The sequence below is a fragment of the Allobosea sp. genome (genome assembly GCF_035999205.1).
In the GTDB taxonomy this organism is placed as follows: Bacteria; Pseudomonadota; Alphaproteobacteria; order Rhizobiales; family Beijerinckiaceae; genus Allobosea.
On the sequence record NZ_DASYHA010000025.1, the window covers coordinates 1,337,140 to 1,355,101 of the forward strand.

Consider the following 17,962-nt stretch of genomic DNA (forward strand, 5'->3'; position numbering starts at 1 on the left):
TCACAGCCACAGCACCTGCCGCCGGAGCGCGAGGTCCTGGCTCAATGCACGCGACGGGCCGGTATGGACGACGCTGCCGCGTTCCAGCACGACGGTCCGGTCGGACAGGGCCAGCGCCAGGTCGAGATGGTGGTCGACGATCACGATCGCGATCTCCTGCCGCAGTTTGTCAAAGGCCTCGAACAACTCCTCGACGACGGCTGGGGCGAGACCCTCGAAGGGCTCGTCGAGCAGCAGCACCCGCGTGTCGCCGGACAACGCGCGCGCCACCGCCACCATCTGCTGCTCGCCGCCGGAGAGATAGTCCGCCGGGGAATGCCAGCGCTGCTTGATGCGCGGGAAGAACGAGAAGATCTTCTCGTCCTCCCAGCGCGTGCCGTTGCCGGTCAGGCGCTTGAGCCGGCCGAGCTCCATGTTGTCCTTGACGCTCATCCCGGCGAAGAGGCCGCGGCCCTGCGGCACATAGGCGATGCCCGCGCGCGCGATGGCGGCCGGCGCCCGGCCGGCGATGTCGGCTCCGGCCAAGGTGATGCTGCCCGAGGCCGGCGGCGCGATGCCGGTGATCGTCTTGAGCAGCGTCGACTTGCCGGCACCGTTGCGGCCGAGCAGCGCGACGATCTCGTTCTCATGCACGTCGAAGGAGACCTGCCGGAGGATGTGGCTCTTGCCGTAGAAGGTATCGACCTTGTCGAGACCGAGCAGCACGCCATGGCGCGCCGCACTCTGGCGCGGCTTCTCGGCCAGCGCATGCGCGCCGGAGCCGATATAGACCTCCTGCACGCGCGGCGAGGAGCGCGCATCCTCCACCGTGCCGTCCACCAGCACGGAGCCCTCATTCATCACCGTGACATGGTCGGCGATGGCGAAGACGCGGTCGATGTCGTGCTCGACGAGCAGTACCGGCAGGTCGGTGGAGATCGACTTGATCAGGTTGCCGACGCGCTCGCGCTCGGCCGCCGCCAAGCCGGCCAGGGGTTCGTCGAGCAGTAGCACGCGCGGCTTGGTCGCGAGCGCCAGCGACATGTCGAGCAGGCGCTGGCCGCCATAGCTGAGCGAACCGGCTTCGGCGGCCTCGATGCCGCGCAGGCCCATCGTCTCGATCACGGTCTTCGTTTGCGAGTTGACCTCTGACAGAGCGTCCGCCGAACGCCAGAATCCGAAGCGCTCATCGGCGCGCGCCTGCACCGCGAGGCGAACGTTCTCCTCGACCGAGAGCGTCGGGAACAGGTTGGTGATCTGGAAGGCGCGGCCGATGCCGGCCTGGGTGATCGCCTCCGGCGAGAGCCCGCCGATCTGGCGTTGGCGCAGGCGCACCTCGCCACGATCCGGCGCGAACATGCCCGAGATCAGGTTGAAGGCGGTGGTCTTGCCCGCGCCGTTGGGGCCGATCAGCGCATGCAGCCGGCGATCGGCCATGGCGAGGTCGACGCCCTCGACCGCCTTGATGCCGCCGAAGCTCTTGGCGAGCCCGGTCGCGGTCAAGATCGTCCCGTCGCCGGCATCGGCCGGCTTCATGAAGTCAGGCAAGGTCACCGTGCCGGCCTTGCGCTCGGACATCGCGGCATCGCCGACGGCCTTCTTGCGGAAGGGGCGGAGCAGCCTTTCGCCGACTCCCACGAGCCCATCCGGAGAGAACACGATGAATGAGACGAAGAGCAGCCCGAACCAGAACAGCCAGTTCGGCGTCACGCTGGAGAGGTAGTCGCGGAAGATGACGAAGAAGAGCGCGCCCAGCGCCGGCCCGAGGAAGGAGCGCATGCCGCCGATGACGACCATCGCCAGCAATTCGCCGGAGAAGGCGACCGAGATCGGCTCGGCCGAGGTCATCCTGTTGTTGAACAGCAGGAGCGTGCCGGCCAGCCCCGTCAGCGCCGCCGATAGTGTGAACGCGATCAGCTTGTAGCGATTGGTGGCGTAGCCGAGGAAGCGGGCGCGTTGCTCGTTCTCGCGGATCGCGACCAGGACAGTTCCGACCGGCGAGCGATGGAAACGCCAGAGCCCGTAGACCACGGCCATGCCGAGGATGGCGACGAGAACGTAGAAGCGCGAGGCCTGCTCGAAATCGATACCGAGGAAGAGCGGGCGCTTGATGCCGCCGAGCCCATCCTCGCCTCCGGTTACTGCCGTCCAGCGGAAGGCGACGGAATAGGTCATGGCGGCGAGCGCCAGCGTCAGCAGCGAGAAATAGACGCCGCGACGGCGTAGGATCAGCGCGCCGAAGGCGAAGGCGATCAGCCCCACGAAGGCGACGCCGAGCACGATCGGCAGGACGAACTGCCCGGGCATCAGATTGCGCTGGAGCAGGCCGGCGGCATAGGCGGCGAGCCCGAACCAGGCGCCATGGCCGAAGGAAACCAACCCCGTCGTGCCGACGAGGACGTTCAGGGCCATGCAGGCGATGGCGAAGACGACCACCTCCGTGGCAGAGGTCGTGCCGAGCCCGATCGCCTGCATCAGGAAGGGGAGCCCGACGAGGCCCGCGGCGGCGATGAGGAGAGGCGCGAGGTCGCGCTGGCTTTGCGTCATCGCGGCCTCACTCAAAGCGCTGGATGCGTTCGCCGAACAGGCCACGTGGCCGGAACAGCAGGACGAGGAGCATCATCAGGTAGATCACGGCGGTCGACCATTGCGTGTAGCCGAGCCCGATGGTGATGCCCTTGACGAGGCCGACCATCAGCGCCGCCACCACGACGCCCCAGAAGGAGCCGAGCCCGCCGATGACGACGACCACGAAAGCCGGCGTGATGATCTCCTGCCCCATGGCGGGATGGATCGAATAGATCGGCGCAAGCAGCACGCCGGCGAGCCCCGCGAGCCCGATGCCGATGCCCGCCACCGCGACCATGTAGGGCTGCAGGGAGATTCCGAGCGCGCCGACCATGTCGGGGTTCTGCACGCCTGCCCGCACGACGCGGCCGAAGGCCGTGCGCTGGAGCAGGAACCAGAGGCCTAGCACGCAGGCGGCGGCGATCAGCAGCAGCATCGCCCGGTAGCGCGAATAGATGAAGTCGCCGATGAAGATCTGGCCGCGGAGTTCCGGCGGGATCGAGAACGAAAGCGGCGGCGCGCCGAAGATCATGCGGAGAGTCTGCTCTGCGACCATGGCGAGGCCGAAGGTCAGGAGCAGCGAGAGGATCGGGTCGGAGCGGTAGAAGCGCTGGAACAGCCCACGCTCGACGACGATGCCGATGAGCGCGACAAGCACGGGCGAGGCGACCATTGCGCCGCCGAAGCCGATATGGGGCGCAAGCACGATCGTGAGGTAGGCACCGATCGCATAGAAGGCGCCGTGCGCCAGGTTGACGATGCCGCCCAGCGAAAAGATCAGCGACAGCCCGAGCGCGATCAGGAGGTAATAGACCCCGTCGAGCAGCCCGTTCAGCACCTGCTGGATGAAGAGAGTGAGCAAGGTTTGGCTTTCTCGGAATGCGAAGCGAGGAACCGCGCCGTCATCCTGGGCGCCCGAAGGGCGACCTGGGATCCATCACAGAGCGTCGGCGTCCTCCGATGGATCCCGGATCTACGCGGCTTCGCCGCTTGTCCAGGATGACGTCGCGGATGTGGGAAGAGACGTCCCGTCAGCTCATCTTGCAGACGGCTTCGTCGCCGCTGGTTGCGATGACCTCCATGTTCTCGTCCGGGCCGGGCACCGGCGGGGAGGAGGTGAACAGATCCCACTGGTTCTTCACCTGCGCGGCGGGCAGCGCGGTGATCGTGTACATCTCGCTGATCAGCTGGTGGTCGGAGGCGCGGAAATAGCCCTGGCGGGGCTTCATCACGTCGAACTTCGCGCCCTTTTCCCAGTGCTCGAGAATCTTGGGCGTGTCCGTGCTCTTCAGCTCGTTCATCGACTGCGCCATGATCTTCACGGCGATGTAGTCGCCCCAGGCCTGGTTCTCCGGCGGCTTGCCGTACTTCTTGGTGAAGGCCGCGACGAAGGCCTTGGTCGAGGGTGTGTCGATGAGATGATGCCAGACGGAAGGCCAGGTTCCGCCGAAATTGTCCTTGCCGGCGGCCCAGGCGAGCGCCGTGTCGAAGCCGAAGCCGGCGACGGGGAAAGTCAGGCCGAACTCCGAATACTGCTTCAGGAAGTTGGTGATCTGGTTGCCGGCGAGGTTCGAGATCACGAGGTCCGGCTTGGCGGCGCGGATCTCGAGCAGCAGCGCGGAGAAGTCTGTCGCGTCGGTGGGCACAAGCTTGTCGGCAGCGAACTGGCCTCCATTGCTCTCCATGAAGCGCTTCGCGACCCTGAGCAGGTCATGGCCGAAGGCGTAGTCGGCGGTCAGCGAGAACCACTTCTTGCCCTTCACAAGCCCCTGCGCCATCAGCGAGCGGCCGCAGCTCTTCACATACATCGAGTTCTGGTGCTCGACATGGAACATGTAGCGGTTGCAGCTCTCGCCGCGCAGCGCATCCGAATTGGCGCCGGTGTTGACGAAGAGCGTCTTGGTCCGGCCGGCGACCTGCGCGATGGTCAGCGCCGAGGCCGACGAGATCTCGCCGATGATGCAGGCGACCTTGTCGCGCTCGATCATGCGCTCGGCCTTGGTCGAGGCGGTCTGCGGATTGACCGAGTCCTCCTTCAGCGCCTCGAGCTTGCGGCCATTGACGCCGCCGGCCGCGTTGATCTCCTCGACAGCCAGGTCGACGGCCATCACGCCATACTCGCCGAGCGGGCCGAGGAAGCCGGTACGCGGCGTGAGATGGCCGAAGCGGATCGCGTCCGGCGTCTGCGCCAGGATGATCGAAGGGCTCGCGATGAGCCCGGTCGCCGCGCCGGCACCGAGCCCGGCCAGCGCCTGGCGGCGCGAAAGACGGCTCGTCTTCAACTGGTCTGACATTGGCGTTCCTCCCAGAACGATTGCCCCGATTTTCGGGTCGGCTCTTTGGTCAGCGGTCTGATGCCGCTTGTCGTGATCTGTGATCACAGTTAGGTTGGCAGACATGATTGCCCCTGTCCAGCCCTTGGGCGCCGACCTCGAGAATGCTTCCGCAGCGCCGGAACATGATGTCTCGGCGCTCGACGAGATCGGTGCCCTGCAGCGCGAAACGCTCGGTGAGCGCGTCACCGGAGAATTGCGCGCGCTGCTGGTGGCGGGCCGGCTCGCGCCGGGCGAGAAGCTGTCGTTGCGGCGCGTGGCCGAGGCGCTCGGGGTCTCCATGATGCCGGTGCGCGAGGCCGTCAGCCGGCTGGCGGCAGACCGGGCGCTGGAGGTGCTGCCGGGCCGGGCGGTGCGGGTCCCCGTACTCTCGTTGGCGCAGTTCCGCGAGCTCACGCGGCTGCGTCTCGTCGTCGAAGGTTTTGCCGCCGAGGAAGCAGCGCGCCGGGCGACGCCCGACGATGTCGCGCGGATCGAGGTCTTTGATGCGGCCTTCCGCAAGGCGGCCAGCGCCGATCCGCCGGACAGCGCCGGCGCCGTCTCGGCCAATCGGGACCTGCATTTCGCGCTCTACGAGGCGGCCGGGATGCCGAGCCTGATCGAGATGATCGAGCGGCTATGGCTCAAGGCGGGGCCGATCCTCAACATCGACATGCGCGACGAGCCACGTCGCCTCAAGGGTGGAAGCGCCATGCAGGCGCATGCGCGACTGCTGGAGGCGCTGCGAAGGCAGGACCCTGCCGCCGCGCGTGCGGCGCTGGAAGACGACATCGCGGCTGCTGCTGCGCATATTGAGGAAACGGGCCAGCTCAGCGCCTGAAAGCAATCTGGACGGGAGACGCAAGGATGGATTTGCAGATCAAGGGCCTGCGCGTGCTGGTGACGGCCGGCGCCAACGGCATCGGCCGCGCGACGGCGCGTGCCTTCGCGGCAGAAGGGGCGAAGGTCCATATCTGCGACGTCGACCATGCAGCGCTCGCGGAGATGGCAAAGAGCGACCCCGGGATGACGCAGTCGGTCTGCGACGTGTCGGACCGCGCAGCTGTCGGCCGGCTTTTTGAGGAGGCGCTGGCGGCACTCGGCGGCCTCGATTGCCTGGTCAACAATGCCGGCATCGCGGGCCCGACCGGCCGCGTCGACGAGATCGACCCCGCCGACTGGGATTCCTGCGTCGCGATCGACCTGACCGGACAGTTCAACTGCACCAGGCTCGCCGTGGAGCACCTGAAGCAGTCGCAGAATGCCTCGATCGTCAATCTCTCCAGCCAGGCCGGCAAGCACGGCTTTCCGCTGCGCTCGCCCTATGCGGCTGCGAAATGGGGCGTGATCGGCTTCACCAAGGCACTCTCGGCGGAGCTCGGCGAATTCGGCATCCGCGCCAATGCGATCTGCCCCGGCCTTGTCGAGGGGCCGCGGATCCAGAGCGTCATCGCCAACAAGGCGCGCAGCTTCAACGTCTCGCATGAGGAGATGACGCAGCGGCTCTTCGCCGGCGTCTCGATCAAGCAGTTCGTCGATCCGGCCGACATCGCCAAGCAGATCGTCTTCCTGGCCTCGCCCTTCGCCAAGACGATCTCGGGCCAGGAGATTTCGGTCTGCGGCGATACCCGGATGCTGGCCTGATCGGATCAGGCCAGCAATAGCCGTCACCGGGCATTCCGCAAGGAACGGCTGACGAAAGCTGCCGCTTCCCAAAGCACCTGCCGAGGCGCTTTGCTCAAGCTGCCGGCGATCGGAACCACGGATCTACGCCTCAATGATCCGCGCTGTCGGCCAGAGCGATGGGCCGGCGACGCCGGCCCACGGGCAACCGAGTTCCGCCCCAATCCAAGCAACCCATCAAAGCAAACCTGTCGCCGTGCCAGAAAGGCACCGGCCAAAGCAGCGGCGTTGGCTGCGCAGGGGTGGTTCGCTGCCCGTGACCGGGAGCCGTATTCACCGCGCATGGCGGCCTGGCGAAGTTGTCGATGCCGGATGGAGTTCGGCACAATTTATGTGCAGGTGCGTCGCACAAAGCAGGGGGCGCCCATTTTTCCATGTTGCGACTTCCGCGCTTGAGCGCATCCTATCAATTAATAGCAGATGCTGATTCGCCGTGATGTACGCCGTGCTTCGATGTCGGGCGTTGCGGATACTCTAATGCCTGCGTCGAGCCTCGGCATAACCAGATGCAGAGGGCTCATGTACAACGACTCTTTGTTCAACGCCTTCGTCCGCTCCTATGAGGCGCGACGCGAAACGGACATGCCGATTGCGGATTACTTGGAAGCCTGCCGAGGTAGTCCAATGCTATACGCTAACGCAGCGGAACGCCTGTTGGCGGCCATCGGCGAACCTCAGATGATCGACACGGCCAAGGATGCTCGCCTTGGCCGCATTTTTTTGAACCGGACGATCCGGACCTATCCCGCTTTCGCCGGCTTCTACGGCATGGAGGAGACGATCGAGCGCATCGTCTCGTTCTTCCGCCACGCCGCCCAGGGTTTGGAAGAGCGCAAGCAGATCCTCTATCTGCTCGGGCCGGTCGGCGGCGGCAAGTCGTCTCTCGCGGAACGACTGAAGTCGCTGATGGAAGCCCATCCGATCTATGTCCTGAAGGCGGGTGACGAGATCAGCCCGATCTTCGAAAGCCCCCTGAATCTGTTCGATCCCGTCACAATGGGTCCCATCCTCGAGCAGCGCTACGGCATCCCGCAGCGGCGGCTGACGGGCCTGATGAGCCCCTGGTGCCTGAAGCGGCTCGAAATGTTCGGCGGCGACATCTCACGCTTCCAGGTCGTGAAGATCCAGCCTTCGCGCCTGCGCCAGATCGCCATTGCCAAGACCGAACCGGGTGACGAGAACAACCAGGACATCTCCTCGCTCGTCGGCAAGGTCGATATCCGCAAGCTGGAGAATTTCTCCCAGAACGATCCTGACGCGTACAGCTACTCTGGCGGCCTCAATCGCGCCAACCAGGGCATCCTCGAATTCGTCGAGATGTTCAAGGCACCGATCAAGATGCTGCACCCGCTCCTGACGGCGACGCAGGAAGGCAACTACATCGGTACGGAGAACATTGGCGCGATACCGTTTTCGGGCATCGTCCTCGCTCATTCCAACGAAGCCGAGTGGCAAAGCTTCAAGAGTAATATGAACAACGAGGCCTTCATCGACCGCATTTGCGTGATCAAGGTGCCCTACTGCCTGAGGGCCACCGAAGAGCAGAAGATCTACGAAAAGCTGATCGAGGGCTCAGCGCTCAGCGAAGCCGCCTGCGCGCCTGCCACACTGACCATGCTCGCGCGCTTCTCAGTCCTTTCGCGGCTGCGCAACCACGAGAACTCGACGCTCTACGCGAAGATGCGCGCCTATGACGGGGAAAGCCTCAGGGAGACGGACCCCAAGGCCCGCAGCGTCCAAGAGTACCGCGACGCGGCAGGCATGGACGAGGGCATGGACGGCATCTCGACCCGCTTCGCGTTCAAGGTGCTGGCGGCGACCTTCAACCACGACACGATCGAGCTGGGCGCCGATCCGGTTCACCTCATGTACGTGCTGGAGCAGGCCATTCGCCGCGAGCAGCTCTCCGACGAGATCGAGAAGCGCTATCTCGAGTTCATCAAGGCCGAGCTCGCCCCGCGCTATGCCGAGTTCATCGGCCATGAGATCCAGAAGGCCTATCTCGAATCCTACTCCGACTACGGTCAGAACCTGTTCGACCGCTATGTCGATTATGCCGATGCCTGGATCGAGGACCAGGATTTCAAGGATCCGGACACCGGCCAGCTCCTCGACCGCGAACTGCTCAACCAGGAGCTGACCAAGATCGAGAAGCCGGCGGGGATCGCCAACCCGAAGGATTTCCGCAACGAGATCGTCAAGTTCAGCCTGCGCTCGCGGGCGGCCAATGGCGGCAGGAACCCGTCCTGGACAGGGTACGAGAAGATCCGCGAGGTCATCGAGAAGCGGATGTTCTCGCAGGTCGAGGATCTGCTGCCGGTCATCTCGTTCGGCTCGAAGAAGGATGGCGATAGCGAGAAGAAGCACGGTGAGTTCGTCTCGCGCATGGTCGAACGTGGCTATACCGAGCGCCAGGTCCGGCGCCTGATCGAGTGGTACATGCGTGTGAAGCAGGCAGGCTGAGTCAGGCTCGGGAGCAGTCATGAACATCGTCGACCGGCGCCTGAATCCACGTGGCAAGGCCCTCGAGAATCGTCAGAGGTTCCTGCGGCGAGCCAAAGGCGTCGTGCAGCAAGCGGTGAAGCAGTCCCTGGAAGGCCGCAATATCCGCGATGTTCTCGAGGGCGGGGAGGTCAGCCTCCCGGTCGACGGCATGGAGGAACCGAGCCTCCGAAGGGGCCCGGGAGGCGTGCGCGACCATGTGTTGCCGGGAAACAGGAGCTTCGTCGAAGGCGATGTGCTGCAACGTCCGAATGGCGGGGGCGGCGGCAGACCGGACAAGGCGGGCGAGGGTTACGGCGAGGACGCATTCCGCTTCGTCCTGACCCGCGACGAGTTCCTCAATGTCTTCCTCGACGACCTCGAGCTTCCCGACCTAGCGAAGCGGCGGCTCACCGAGACGGAGCAGGACAACCCCGCTCGCGCCGGCTACTCGGTTTCGGGATCGCCCGCCAATCTCGCGATCAACCGCACCACGCGGCTCGCGCTGATGCGAAGAATCGCTCTCGGCCGTCCGCGCACCGAGGTAATCGCGCAGTTGGATGCCGAAATCGCCGCGTGCGAAGACGATGCGCTCCGCCTGGCGCTCGAAGCGAAGAAGAAGGCGCTCGAGGCAAAGGTGCGGCGCATTCCCTACATCGATCCCGTCGATGTCCGCTATCGCCGCTTCGAGAACGAGCCGAAGCCGGTCGCTCAGGCGGTGATGTTCTGCCTGATGGACGTGTCCGGCTCGATGACGGAGCACATGAAGGACCTCGCCAAGCGGTTCTACATGCTGCTCTATATTTTCCTCTCGCAGCGCTATCGCCATGTCGAGCTCGTCTTCATCCGCCACACGGACCGGGCTGAGGAAGTGGATGAGGATACGTTCTTCCACAGCCCCGCGACCGGCGGGACGCTGGTGTCGAGCGCGCTGGAAGCGATGCGGGACATCGTCGCGAAGCGATACCCCCCGGAGGACTGGAACATCTACGCGGCCCAGGCTTCGGACGGCGACAATTCCTATTCAGACGAAGCCGCAACCGGGCGATTGCTGAAGGAGGCGATCCTGCCGGTCAGCCAGTATTTCGCTTATCTCGAGGTTGGCGAAGGCGACCGGGAGTCTTCGTTCCGCTCCGCCATGTGGACGCTCTACGAACGGCTGCGCTCGGAGGGCGCGCCGCTGTCGATCCGCAAGGTGAGTCATCGCAGCGAGATCTTCCCCGTCTTCCGCGAGCTGTTCCACCGCAGCCAGGGACATGAAAGGGCCGCATCATGACGGCTGTCTCGATGGAACGCCTCTTCGATGGGGCGGACTGGAACTTCACCACGCTCCAGCGGATCCACGACGCCTGCGAGGAGATCGCACTCTCCGAGCTCGGCCTCGACGTCTATCCGAACCAGATCGAGGTCATCACAGCCGAGCAGATGCTTGATGCCTATTCGTCCACCGGCATGCCGCTCTTCTACAAGCATTGGTCATTCGGCAAGCATTTCGCCCATCACGAGGCGTTCTACCGCAAGGGACTGAAGGATCTGGCCTATGAGATCGTCATCAACAGTTCGCCCTGCGTCTCCTACCTTATGGAGGAGAATACCGCGACGATGCAGACGCTGGTGATCGCCCATGCTGCCTTTGGCCATAACCATTTTTTCAAGAACAACTACCTCTTCAAGACATGGACCGACGCTGAGGGCATCCTCGACTACCTCGACTTCGCCAAGGGCTATATCGCGCGCTGCGAGGAGCGCTACGGCCAGGTCGCCGTGGAAAGGACGCTGGATGCAGCGCATGCGCTGATGTCCCATGGGGTTCATCGGCATCCCGGAAAGAGCAAACTCGACCTGCGCCAAGAGGAGAGGCGCGAGCGGGAGCGTCGCGCGCATGAGGAACAGATATTCAACGATCTGTGGCGCACCGTGCCGACGGGGCCCAGCAAGAGCGCCTCGGACGCGAGCGTCGAGCTGCGGCGCGCCGCTCTGGGACTGCCGCAGGATAATCTTCTGTATTTCCTCGAGAAATCAGCGCCCCGGCTGCATCCCTGGCAGCGCGAGATCCTGCGCATCGTCCGCCGGATCGCGCAGTATTTCCATCCACAGCGACAGACCAAGGTCATGAACGAGGGAACGGCCACATATGTCCACTACCGGATCATGACGCGCCTGCATGAGCTCGGGGCCATCAGCGACGGCAACTTCCTCGAGTTCCTCAAATCGCATTCGAACGTCGTGTTCCAGCCGGCCTTTGACGATCCGAGGTTCCCGGGCTTCAATCCCTATGCGCTCGGATTCGAGATGATGCAGGACCTCGAGCGGATCGTCACCGCCCCGGAAGATGAGGATCGGGAGTGGTTCCCCGGCATCGCCGGCCGCGGCGATGTGATGGGCGTCCTGCGCGACATCTGGGCCAATTACCGCGATGAGAGCTTCATCAGCCAGTTCCTCAGCCCGCACCTGATGCGGAAGATGCGGATGTTCCATCTCCACGACGACCCCGCGCAGACCGAGGGCATGATGGTCTCGGCGATCCACGACGAGCGCGGCTACCGTCGTATCCGCCGGCAGCTCAGCCGCGAATATGATGTCAGCTGGACCGATCCCAATATAGAGATCGTCGATGTCGACCTCGCCGGTGACCGGCGTCTGATCCTGCGCCACAGCGTCGCGAATGGTTGCCTGCTCCAGGACAAGCCCGTCGCGCAGGTGCTTCAGCATGTCGCCGAGCTGTGGAGCTATGATGTGCAGCTTCGGGAGGTGGACACGTCTGGCACGGTTCTCAAGGAGCATGTGGCCAGCCCCCGCGCAATAACTCGTGCAGCTTGAAGCACACTGCGCGCCGAGTTCTCGAGGGCATAGTCGTCTGATACCGAGGTTCGAGCGAGCTGCGGCCCGATCACAAGGCAACTGACCTGAGACCCTGCTCTTCCTCTAGATTTGAGTAGAGTCCGTCACTCAAGGAGACGGGCGATGCGCCCCTCGCGGTTTCGGGCCTGCGCGTTGCTCGCGAACTGGATCACGTCATCCGCATGCGCGGCCGACCGGACACGATCGTGTCCGACAAGGGTACCGAGTTCACCTCGATGGCGATCCTGCGCTGGTCCCAGCAGACCGGCGTCGCGTGGCACTACATCGCCCCCGGCAAGCCGACACAGAACGCCTTCGTGGAGAGCTTCAACGGACGCTTGCGGAACGAGTGCCTCAACGACACGTTGTTCTCGGCGCTCGCATAGGCCCGCAGCGCCATCGCCTCATGGAAAAGAAGACTACAGCCGAGCCCCTTCGGCAGATCGATCCACGCTGAGTCGAACGGTACGGCAGGCGGCTGCCGGAATCTTCGCCTCTACAGCAGCGTTCAGCAGCCGTGCACCGTCGAGGTGCACGCGAGACCAGCCTCGCGCGCTATCGCGGCGATTTCCTCGATCCTGCTCAGAGGCCAAATCGCCGCACACCAAGGCTCGACGTCTGCTTGACGACGGGCTGGGAGCGCGGAGCATAGCGGCTTTCGGGCCAAATGGCCCCGCGGAGCTGGTTTACGCTAAACATGCCGCGCGCTCCATCGAGAGGATGGGTCACCGCCCAGCTAGGGCGCCCGGCCCGCCGGCCTCGAAATCCATGATATGGAAAGAGCGATTCGAGTATCCATATCCCATAGAAATAGAAACATAACTATAAGGCAGACGGTGCCATCACTCGCAATATTATATAATAATACCGCATTATTACTTATAGAATGTTATTAGATTCCTTTATTGCTTCCATAACGACATTTGTTGATGTGCTGGCGACAAAAGGCAATGTAGACAATTTATCGCCGAGTACCTGCCTATACTTACGTATGTCGCGAGTCCTTACTTTTAATAGGTAGTCAAAACGTCCTGCTATCATGTGGCATTCTTCGATTTCCTTTATTTTCTTGACGCCTTCATTGAACTCCTCCAATGCCGGTTCGCGCGTGTCGGTCAGCTTCACTTCGACGAAGACGATGTGCTCCAGGCCCATTTTGGACGGGTTGATGACCGCCTTGAAGCCGTCAATGTAGCCCTCAGACACCAACCGCTTCAGTCGCAGCTGGCAGGGAGTTTTGGACAACCCGACGCGAGCCGAAAGGTCCGTAATCGACATCCGCCCATCGTCGGAAAGGGCGTCCAGGATCTTGCGATCGAATTGATCTATTTCACCATGCATTCGGAGAATGTGGATCGTTCTGGCTACGATATCAATCTGAATCGGTCGTAGTGAGTTAAAAATCCTCAAAATGAAGTGCAGCCTCCCGGCCCGGATCCGGTAAGATGGACGCGGTTTTCAACCGGGGAGGCCAAGGTGGCCGCAATCGTCAGCATCGCCGATCATCAAAACAGCGCGCCGTTCGAGGCCTTTGCGCCGCCGATCCGACCGCAGAGCGATTTGCGGCGCGCCATCACCGCAGCCTATCGCCGCTCGGAGCCGGAATGCCTGCCGCCCTTGCTGGCAGCCGCCCGGCTGCCCCAGCCGATGAAGCAGGAGGTGGCGCGAACGGCGCGCAAGCTGATCGAGGCGCTTCGGGCAAAGCACAAGGGAACGGGTGTCGAAGGACTCGTGCAGGAATACTCGCTCTCCAGCCAGGAGGGCGTCGCCCTCATGTGCCTGGCTGAGGCGCTGCTGCGCATTCCTGACACCGCGACGCGCGATGCGCTGATCCGCGACAAGATCGCCGACGGTGACTGGAAATCCCATATCGGCGGTGGTCGCTCGCTCTTCGTGAACGCCGCGACCTGGGGGCTCGTCGTGACCGGCAAGCTCACCTCCACCGTCAATGATCGCAGCCTCGCCGCCGCGTTGACGCGCCTCATCGCCCGCGCCGGCGAGCCGGTGATCCGGCGCGGCGTCGACATGGCGATGCGGATGATGGGCGAGCAGTTCGTCACCGGCGAGACGATCGACGAGGCGCTGAAGCGAGCGCGGCCGCTGGAGGCGCGCGGGTTCCGCTATTCCTACGACATGCTCGGCGAAGCGGCGACGACCGCCGCCGACGCACAGCGCTATTATCGTGACTACGAGAACGCGATCCATGCCATCGGGAAGGCCTCGAACAGGCGCGGCATCTATGAGGGGCCGGGGATTTCGATCAAACTCTCGGCCCTGCATCCCCGCTACAGCCGCGCCCAGGTGGGTCGTGTCATGGCCGAGCTGCTGCCGAGCGTGCGCGCACTGGCGTTGCTCGCCAAGTCCTATGATATCGGCCTCAACATCGACGCCGAGGAAGCCGATCGACTGGAGCTGTCGCTCGACCTGCTCGAGGCACTCAGCTTCGATGAGGGGCTCAAGGGCTGGAACGGTCTCGGCTTCGTGGTCCAGGGCTATGGCAAGCGCTGCCCCTTCGTTCTCGACTGGATCATCGATCTCGCCCGCCGCTCGGGCCGGCGCATGATGGTCCGCCTCGTCAAGGGCGCCTATTGGGACGCCGAGATCAAGCGCGCCCAGCTCGACGGCCTGTCGGATTTCCCGGTCTACACCCGCAAAGTCCACACCGACGTCGCCTATGTCGCCTGCGCCCGCAAGCTGCTGGCGGCGCCTGACGCGGTCTTCCCGCAATTCGCCACGCACAATGCACAGACGCTGGCCGCGATCTACCATCTCGCCGGGCCGGATTTTGTTGTTGGCAAATACGAGTTCCAGTGCCTGCACGGCATGGGCGAGCCGCTCTATGACGAGGTGGTCGGCGAGGACAATCTCGACCGGCCCTGCCGCATCTATGCGCCGGTCGGCACTCATGAGACGTTGCTGGCCTATCTGGTCCGGCGCCTGCTCGAGAACGGCGCGAACTCATCCTTTGTCAATCGCATCTCCGATCCGAAGGTGACCATCGACGCTCTCGTCGCCGATCCGGTCGATGTCGTCGAAGCGATGCCTGTGATCGGCATGCCGCATGACCAGATCGCGCTGCCAGACGACCTCTACGGCGCCGATCGCGCCAATTCGAAAGGCATCGACCTCTCGAACGAGGCTGCGCTCGCCGAACTGTCCGGCCGTCTCGCCGGGACCGTGGGTGTGGCCTGGCACGCGATGCCGCTTCTCGCCGACGGCTCGACGGCCGGTACGACTCGGCCGATCCTGAACCCCGCCGACCATGGCGACGTCGTCGGCCAGGTGACCGAGCTCGCCGCCGAGGATGCGGACAAGGTCGCGCGCCTCGCCGCGGAAGGCGGCAAGGCCTGGGCTGCCGTCCCGCCGGCCGAGCGTGCCGCCTGCCTGGACCGCGCGGCCGACCTCATGCAGGCTCGCATCGAGACGTTGATGGGAATCGCGATGCGCGAGGCCGGGAAATCGGCCGCCAACGCGGTCGGCGAGGTGCGCGAGGCCATCGACTTCCTGCGCTACTATGCCGATCAGGCGCGCAAGACGCTCGGACCCTCGCATGCGCCGCTCGGACCGATCGTCTGCATCAGCCCCTGGAACTTCCCGCTCGCGATCTTCACCGGCCAGGTAGCGGCGGCACTCGTCGCCGGAAATGCCGTCATGGCAAAGCCTGCCGGCGTCACGCCAATCATCGCCCATGAGAGCGTGAAGATCTTGCACGAGGCCGGCGTGCCGCGCGGCGCGCTGCAGTTCGTGCCCGGAAGCGGGCGCCTCGGCGCGGCGCTCGTCGCTGCGCCGGAGACGGCCGGCGTGATGTTCACCGGCTCGACCGAAGTCGCCCGCGGCATCCAGGCCCAGCTGGCCGAGCGCCTCTCAGCGGAAGGCAAGCCAATCCCGCTGATCGCGGAGACCGGCGGCCAAAACGGCATGATCGTCGATTCCTCGGCGCTCGCCGAACAGGTTGTCGGCGACGTCATCGCGTCGGCCTTCGACAGCGCCGGCCAGCGCTGCTCGGCGTTGCGCGTGCTTTGCCTGCAGCAGGACATCGCCGACCGCACCCTGCACATGCTGCAGGGCGCGCTCAAGGAGCTGAGCATCGGCCGCACCGACCAGCTCAGCGTCGATGTCGGCCCCGTAATCAGTGATGGGGCGAAGCGCGAGATCGACGACCATGTCGAGCGGATGCGCGGCCTCGGCCGCCAAGTCGAGCAGCTGCCACTGCCGGAGAGCGCGACCAAGGGCACGTTCGTGCCGCCGACCATCGTCGAGCTGAACAGCCTCTCGGATCTGAAGCGCGAGGTGTTCGGCCCCGTCCTTCACGTCATCCGCTATCGCCGCGAGGATCTCGACGGGCTGATCGACGACATCAACGGTTCCGGCTACGGCCTGACTTTCGGCCTGCATACGCGCCTGGACGAGACGATCGCCCATGTCACCGGCCGCATCAAGGCGGGCAATCTCTACGTCAATCGCAACATCATCGGTGCGGTCGTAGGCGTGCAGCCCTTCGGCGGGCGTGGCCTTTCCGGCACCGGGCCGAAGGCCGGCGGGCCGCTCTATATCGGCCGCCTGGTTCGAAAGGCCCCGATACCGCCGCAGCACAGTTCGGTCCATACCGATCCGGCCCTGCTCGAATATGCCGCCTGGCTTTCCGGCAAGGGGCTGAAGGCCGAGGCGGGGGCCGCGCGCGACATCGCCAGCCATTCAGCGCTCGGTCTCGATGTGGAGCTGGCCGGGCCGGTCGGAGAGCGCAATCTCTACGCGCTGCATCCCCGCGGCCGCATCCTGCTCGCCCCGGTGACGGAAGCCGGTCTGCATCGCCAGGTCGCGGCGGCGTTGGCTACGGGCAACCAGCTCGTCATCGATGCGGCCTCCGGATTGCAGGGCTCACTGTCTGGTCTCCCCGCGGCGGCGGCCGCGCGCGTAAGCTGGACCTCGAACTGGGAAGGCGACGGACCGTTCTCCGGGGCGCTTGTCGAGGGCGAGGCAGAGCGTGTGCTGGCGGTCAACCGGAGGATCGCCCAGTTGCCGGGGCCGCTGGTGCTCGTCCAGTCCGCGACGACCGCAGAGCTCGCTGCCGACCCGCATGCTTATTGCCTCAACTGGTTGCTCGAAGAGGTATCGACGTCGGTCAACACGGCGGCAGCGGGCGGGAATGCGAGCCTGATGACCATTGGATGAGATGTAACGTTCCATCCGGCTGCGGAGTTCATGAACGTCGGGAGGCGACGCATGCCTGACCTTATGCCGCGATCGCTCGTCCTGATCGGTGCGGGCAAGATGGGCGGCGCGATGCTGGAAGGCTGGCTGCGGATCGGCATCGATCCCGCCGGCATCAGCCTGATCGATCCCAAGCCTTCCGACGAGATCATCGAACTCGCCGGCGCGGAGGGGTTGCGGCTCAATCCCTCCGCCAAAGACATCGCACCGGCCGAAGTTCTGGTTCTCGCGACCAAGCCGCAAATGCTGGACACGGCGGCGGGGGCGGTGCAGGCCTTCATCCACTCCAACACGCTGCTGATCTCGATTCTGGCGGGCAAGACCCTCGGCGATCTCGCTGCGCGCCTGCCGAATGCGGGCGCGATCATCCGCGCGATGCCGAACCTCCCGGCCGCGGTCCAACGTGGCGTTACGGCAGCTGTCATGGGCAACGGGGTCAGCGCGGCGCAGCGCGCGGCGGCCGACAGGCTGCTCGCGAGCATCGGCAAGGTCGAATGGCTCGACGACGAGGCGCTGATCGACGCTGTGACCGCCGTGTCCGGCTCGGGGCCTGCCTATGTCTTCTATCTCGTCGAGTGCCTGGCAGCAGCCGGCGTCGAGGCGGGGCTGCCGGCGGACGCGGCCGAGCGGCTGGCACGGGCCACGGTGGAGGGAGCAGGAGAGATGCTGTTCCAGTCACCACTGGCGCCCGGCACGCTACGCCAGAACGTGACCTCACCCGGCGGCACGACCGCGGCTGCACTCGAGGTTCTGATGGCTGCAGACGGCATGCTGCCGCTGATGCACAAGGCGGTGGCTGCCGCGAAACGTCGCGCCGGCGAGCTTTCAGGCTAGCCAGCCGCGCCATGCCTCTTGCAGGCGGTCCGGGTGGAGCGACGGAGGTCGGG

Annotated in this window: 11 protein-coding genes and 1 pseudogene; 8 read left to right on the plus strand and 4 right to left on the minus strand. The window is 64.7% G+C overall.

Annotated elements, in window-relative coordinates; genetic code table 11:
- The 3 genes from VGN82_RS21670 to VGN82_RS21680 form a co-directional block, all read right to left on the minus strand.
- The gene (locus VGN82_RS21670) at nt 1–2,526 is read right to left on the minus strand and encodes a branched-chain amino acid ABC transporter ATP-binding protein/permease (protein ID WP_327529113.1); all 2,526 of its coding nucleotides are present in this window, start codon (nt 2,524–2,526) and stop codon (nt 1–3) included.
- A gap of 7 nt (nt 2,527–2,533) precedes the next feature.
- Nucleotides 2,534–3,409: a branched-chain amino acid ABC transporter permease gene (locus VGN82_RS21675; protein ID WP_327529114.1), complete on the minus strand. Its 876-nt coding sequence runs from the start codon at nt 3,407–3,409 to the stop codon at nt 2,534–2,536.
- 169 nt (nt 3,410–3,578) lie between these two features.
- Nucleotides 3,579–4,841 carry an ABC transporter substrate-binding protein gene (locus VGN82_RS21680; RefSeq protein WP_327529115.1) on the minus strand — a complete coding sequence of 421 codons (1,263 nt, stop codon included), beginning with the start codon at nt 4,839–4,841 and terminating at the stop codon, nt 3,579–3,581.
- 103 nt (nt 4,842–4,944) lie between these two features.
- Here VGN82_RS21680 and VGN82_RS21685 point away from each other — a divergent pair, with 103 nt between their 5' ends.
- The 6 genes and pseudogenes from VGN82_RS21685 to VGN82_RS21710 form a co-directional block, all read left to right on the plus strand.
- Entirely contained in the window at nt 4,945–5,700 is a 756-nt protein-coding gene (locus VGN82_RS21685; protein ID WP_327529116.1) for a GntR family transcriptional regulator, read from the plus strand.
- A gap of 26 nt (nt 5,701–5,726) precedes the next feature.
- A complete protein-coding gene (locus tag VGN82_RS21690; protein WP_327529117.1) occupies nt 5,727–6,503 on the plus strand; it encodes an SDR family oxidoreductase in 777 nt (258 codons plus the stop codon).
- A 558-nt stretch (nt 6,504–7,061) separates the two neighbouring features.
- The gene (locus VGN82_RS21695; RefSeq protein ID WP_327529118.1) at nt 7,062–9,005 is read left to right on the plus strand and encodes a PrkA family serine protein kinase; all 1,944 of its coding nucleotides are present in this window, start codon (nt 7,062–7,064) and stop codon (nt 9,003–9,005) included.
- A gap of 19 nt (nt 9,006–9,024) precedes the next feature.
- A complete protein-coding gene (locus VGN82_RS21700; protein WP_327529119.1) occupies nt 9,025–10,299 on the plus strand; it encodes a YeaH/YhbH family protein in 1,275 nt (424 codons plus the stop codon).
- On the plus strand, nt 10,296–11,843 hold the full coding sequence (locus VGN82_RS21705; protein WP_327529120.1) for a SpoVR family protein: 1,548 nt from the start codon (nt 10,296–10,298) through the stop codon (nt 11,841–11,843). The genes VGN82_RS21700 and VGN82_RS21705 overlap by 4 nt, the downstream gene beginning before the upstream one ends.
- Nucleotides 11,844–11,989: 146 nt before the next feature.
- Nucleotides 11,990–12,247, plus strand: a pseudogene (locus tag VGN82_RS21710) (integrase core domain-containing protein); the annotation flags it as partial.
- Nucleotides 12,248–12,743: 496 nt separating this feature from the next.
- On the opposite strand, the gene VGN82_RS21715 reads toward VGN82_RS21710, so the two are convergent.
- Nucleotides 12,744–13,205, minus strand: a complete 462-nt coding sequence (locus tag VGN82_RS21715; protein WP_327529121.1) for an Lrp/AsnC family transcriptional regulator — start codon at nt 13,203–13,205, stop codon at nt 12,744–12,746.
- A 135-nt stretch (nt 13,206–13,340) separates the two neighbouring features.
- Here VGN82_RS21715 and putA point away from each other — a divergent pair, with 135 nt between their 5' ends.
- Both putA and proC read left to right on the plus strand, forming a co-directional pair.
- A complete protein-coding gene (putA, locus tag VGN82_RS21720; RefSeq protein ID WP_327529122.1) occupies nt 13,341–17,036 on the plus strand; it encodes a trifunctional transcriptional regulator/proline dehydrogenase/L-glutamate gamma-semialdehyde dehydrogenase in 3,696 nt (1,231 codons plus the stop codon).
- Nucleotides 17,037–17,087: 51 nt separating this feature from the next.
- Complete coding sequence (gene proC, locus VGN82_RS21725; RefSeq protein ID WP_327529123.1) at nt 17,088–17,909, plus strand: pyrroline-5-carboxylate reductase; 822 nt, start codon at nt 17,088–17,090, stop codon at nt 17,907–17,909.
- The last annotated feature ends 53 nt before the right edge of the window (nt 17,910–17,962 follow it).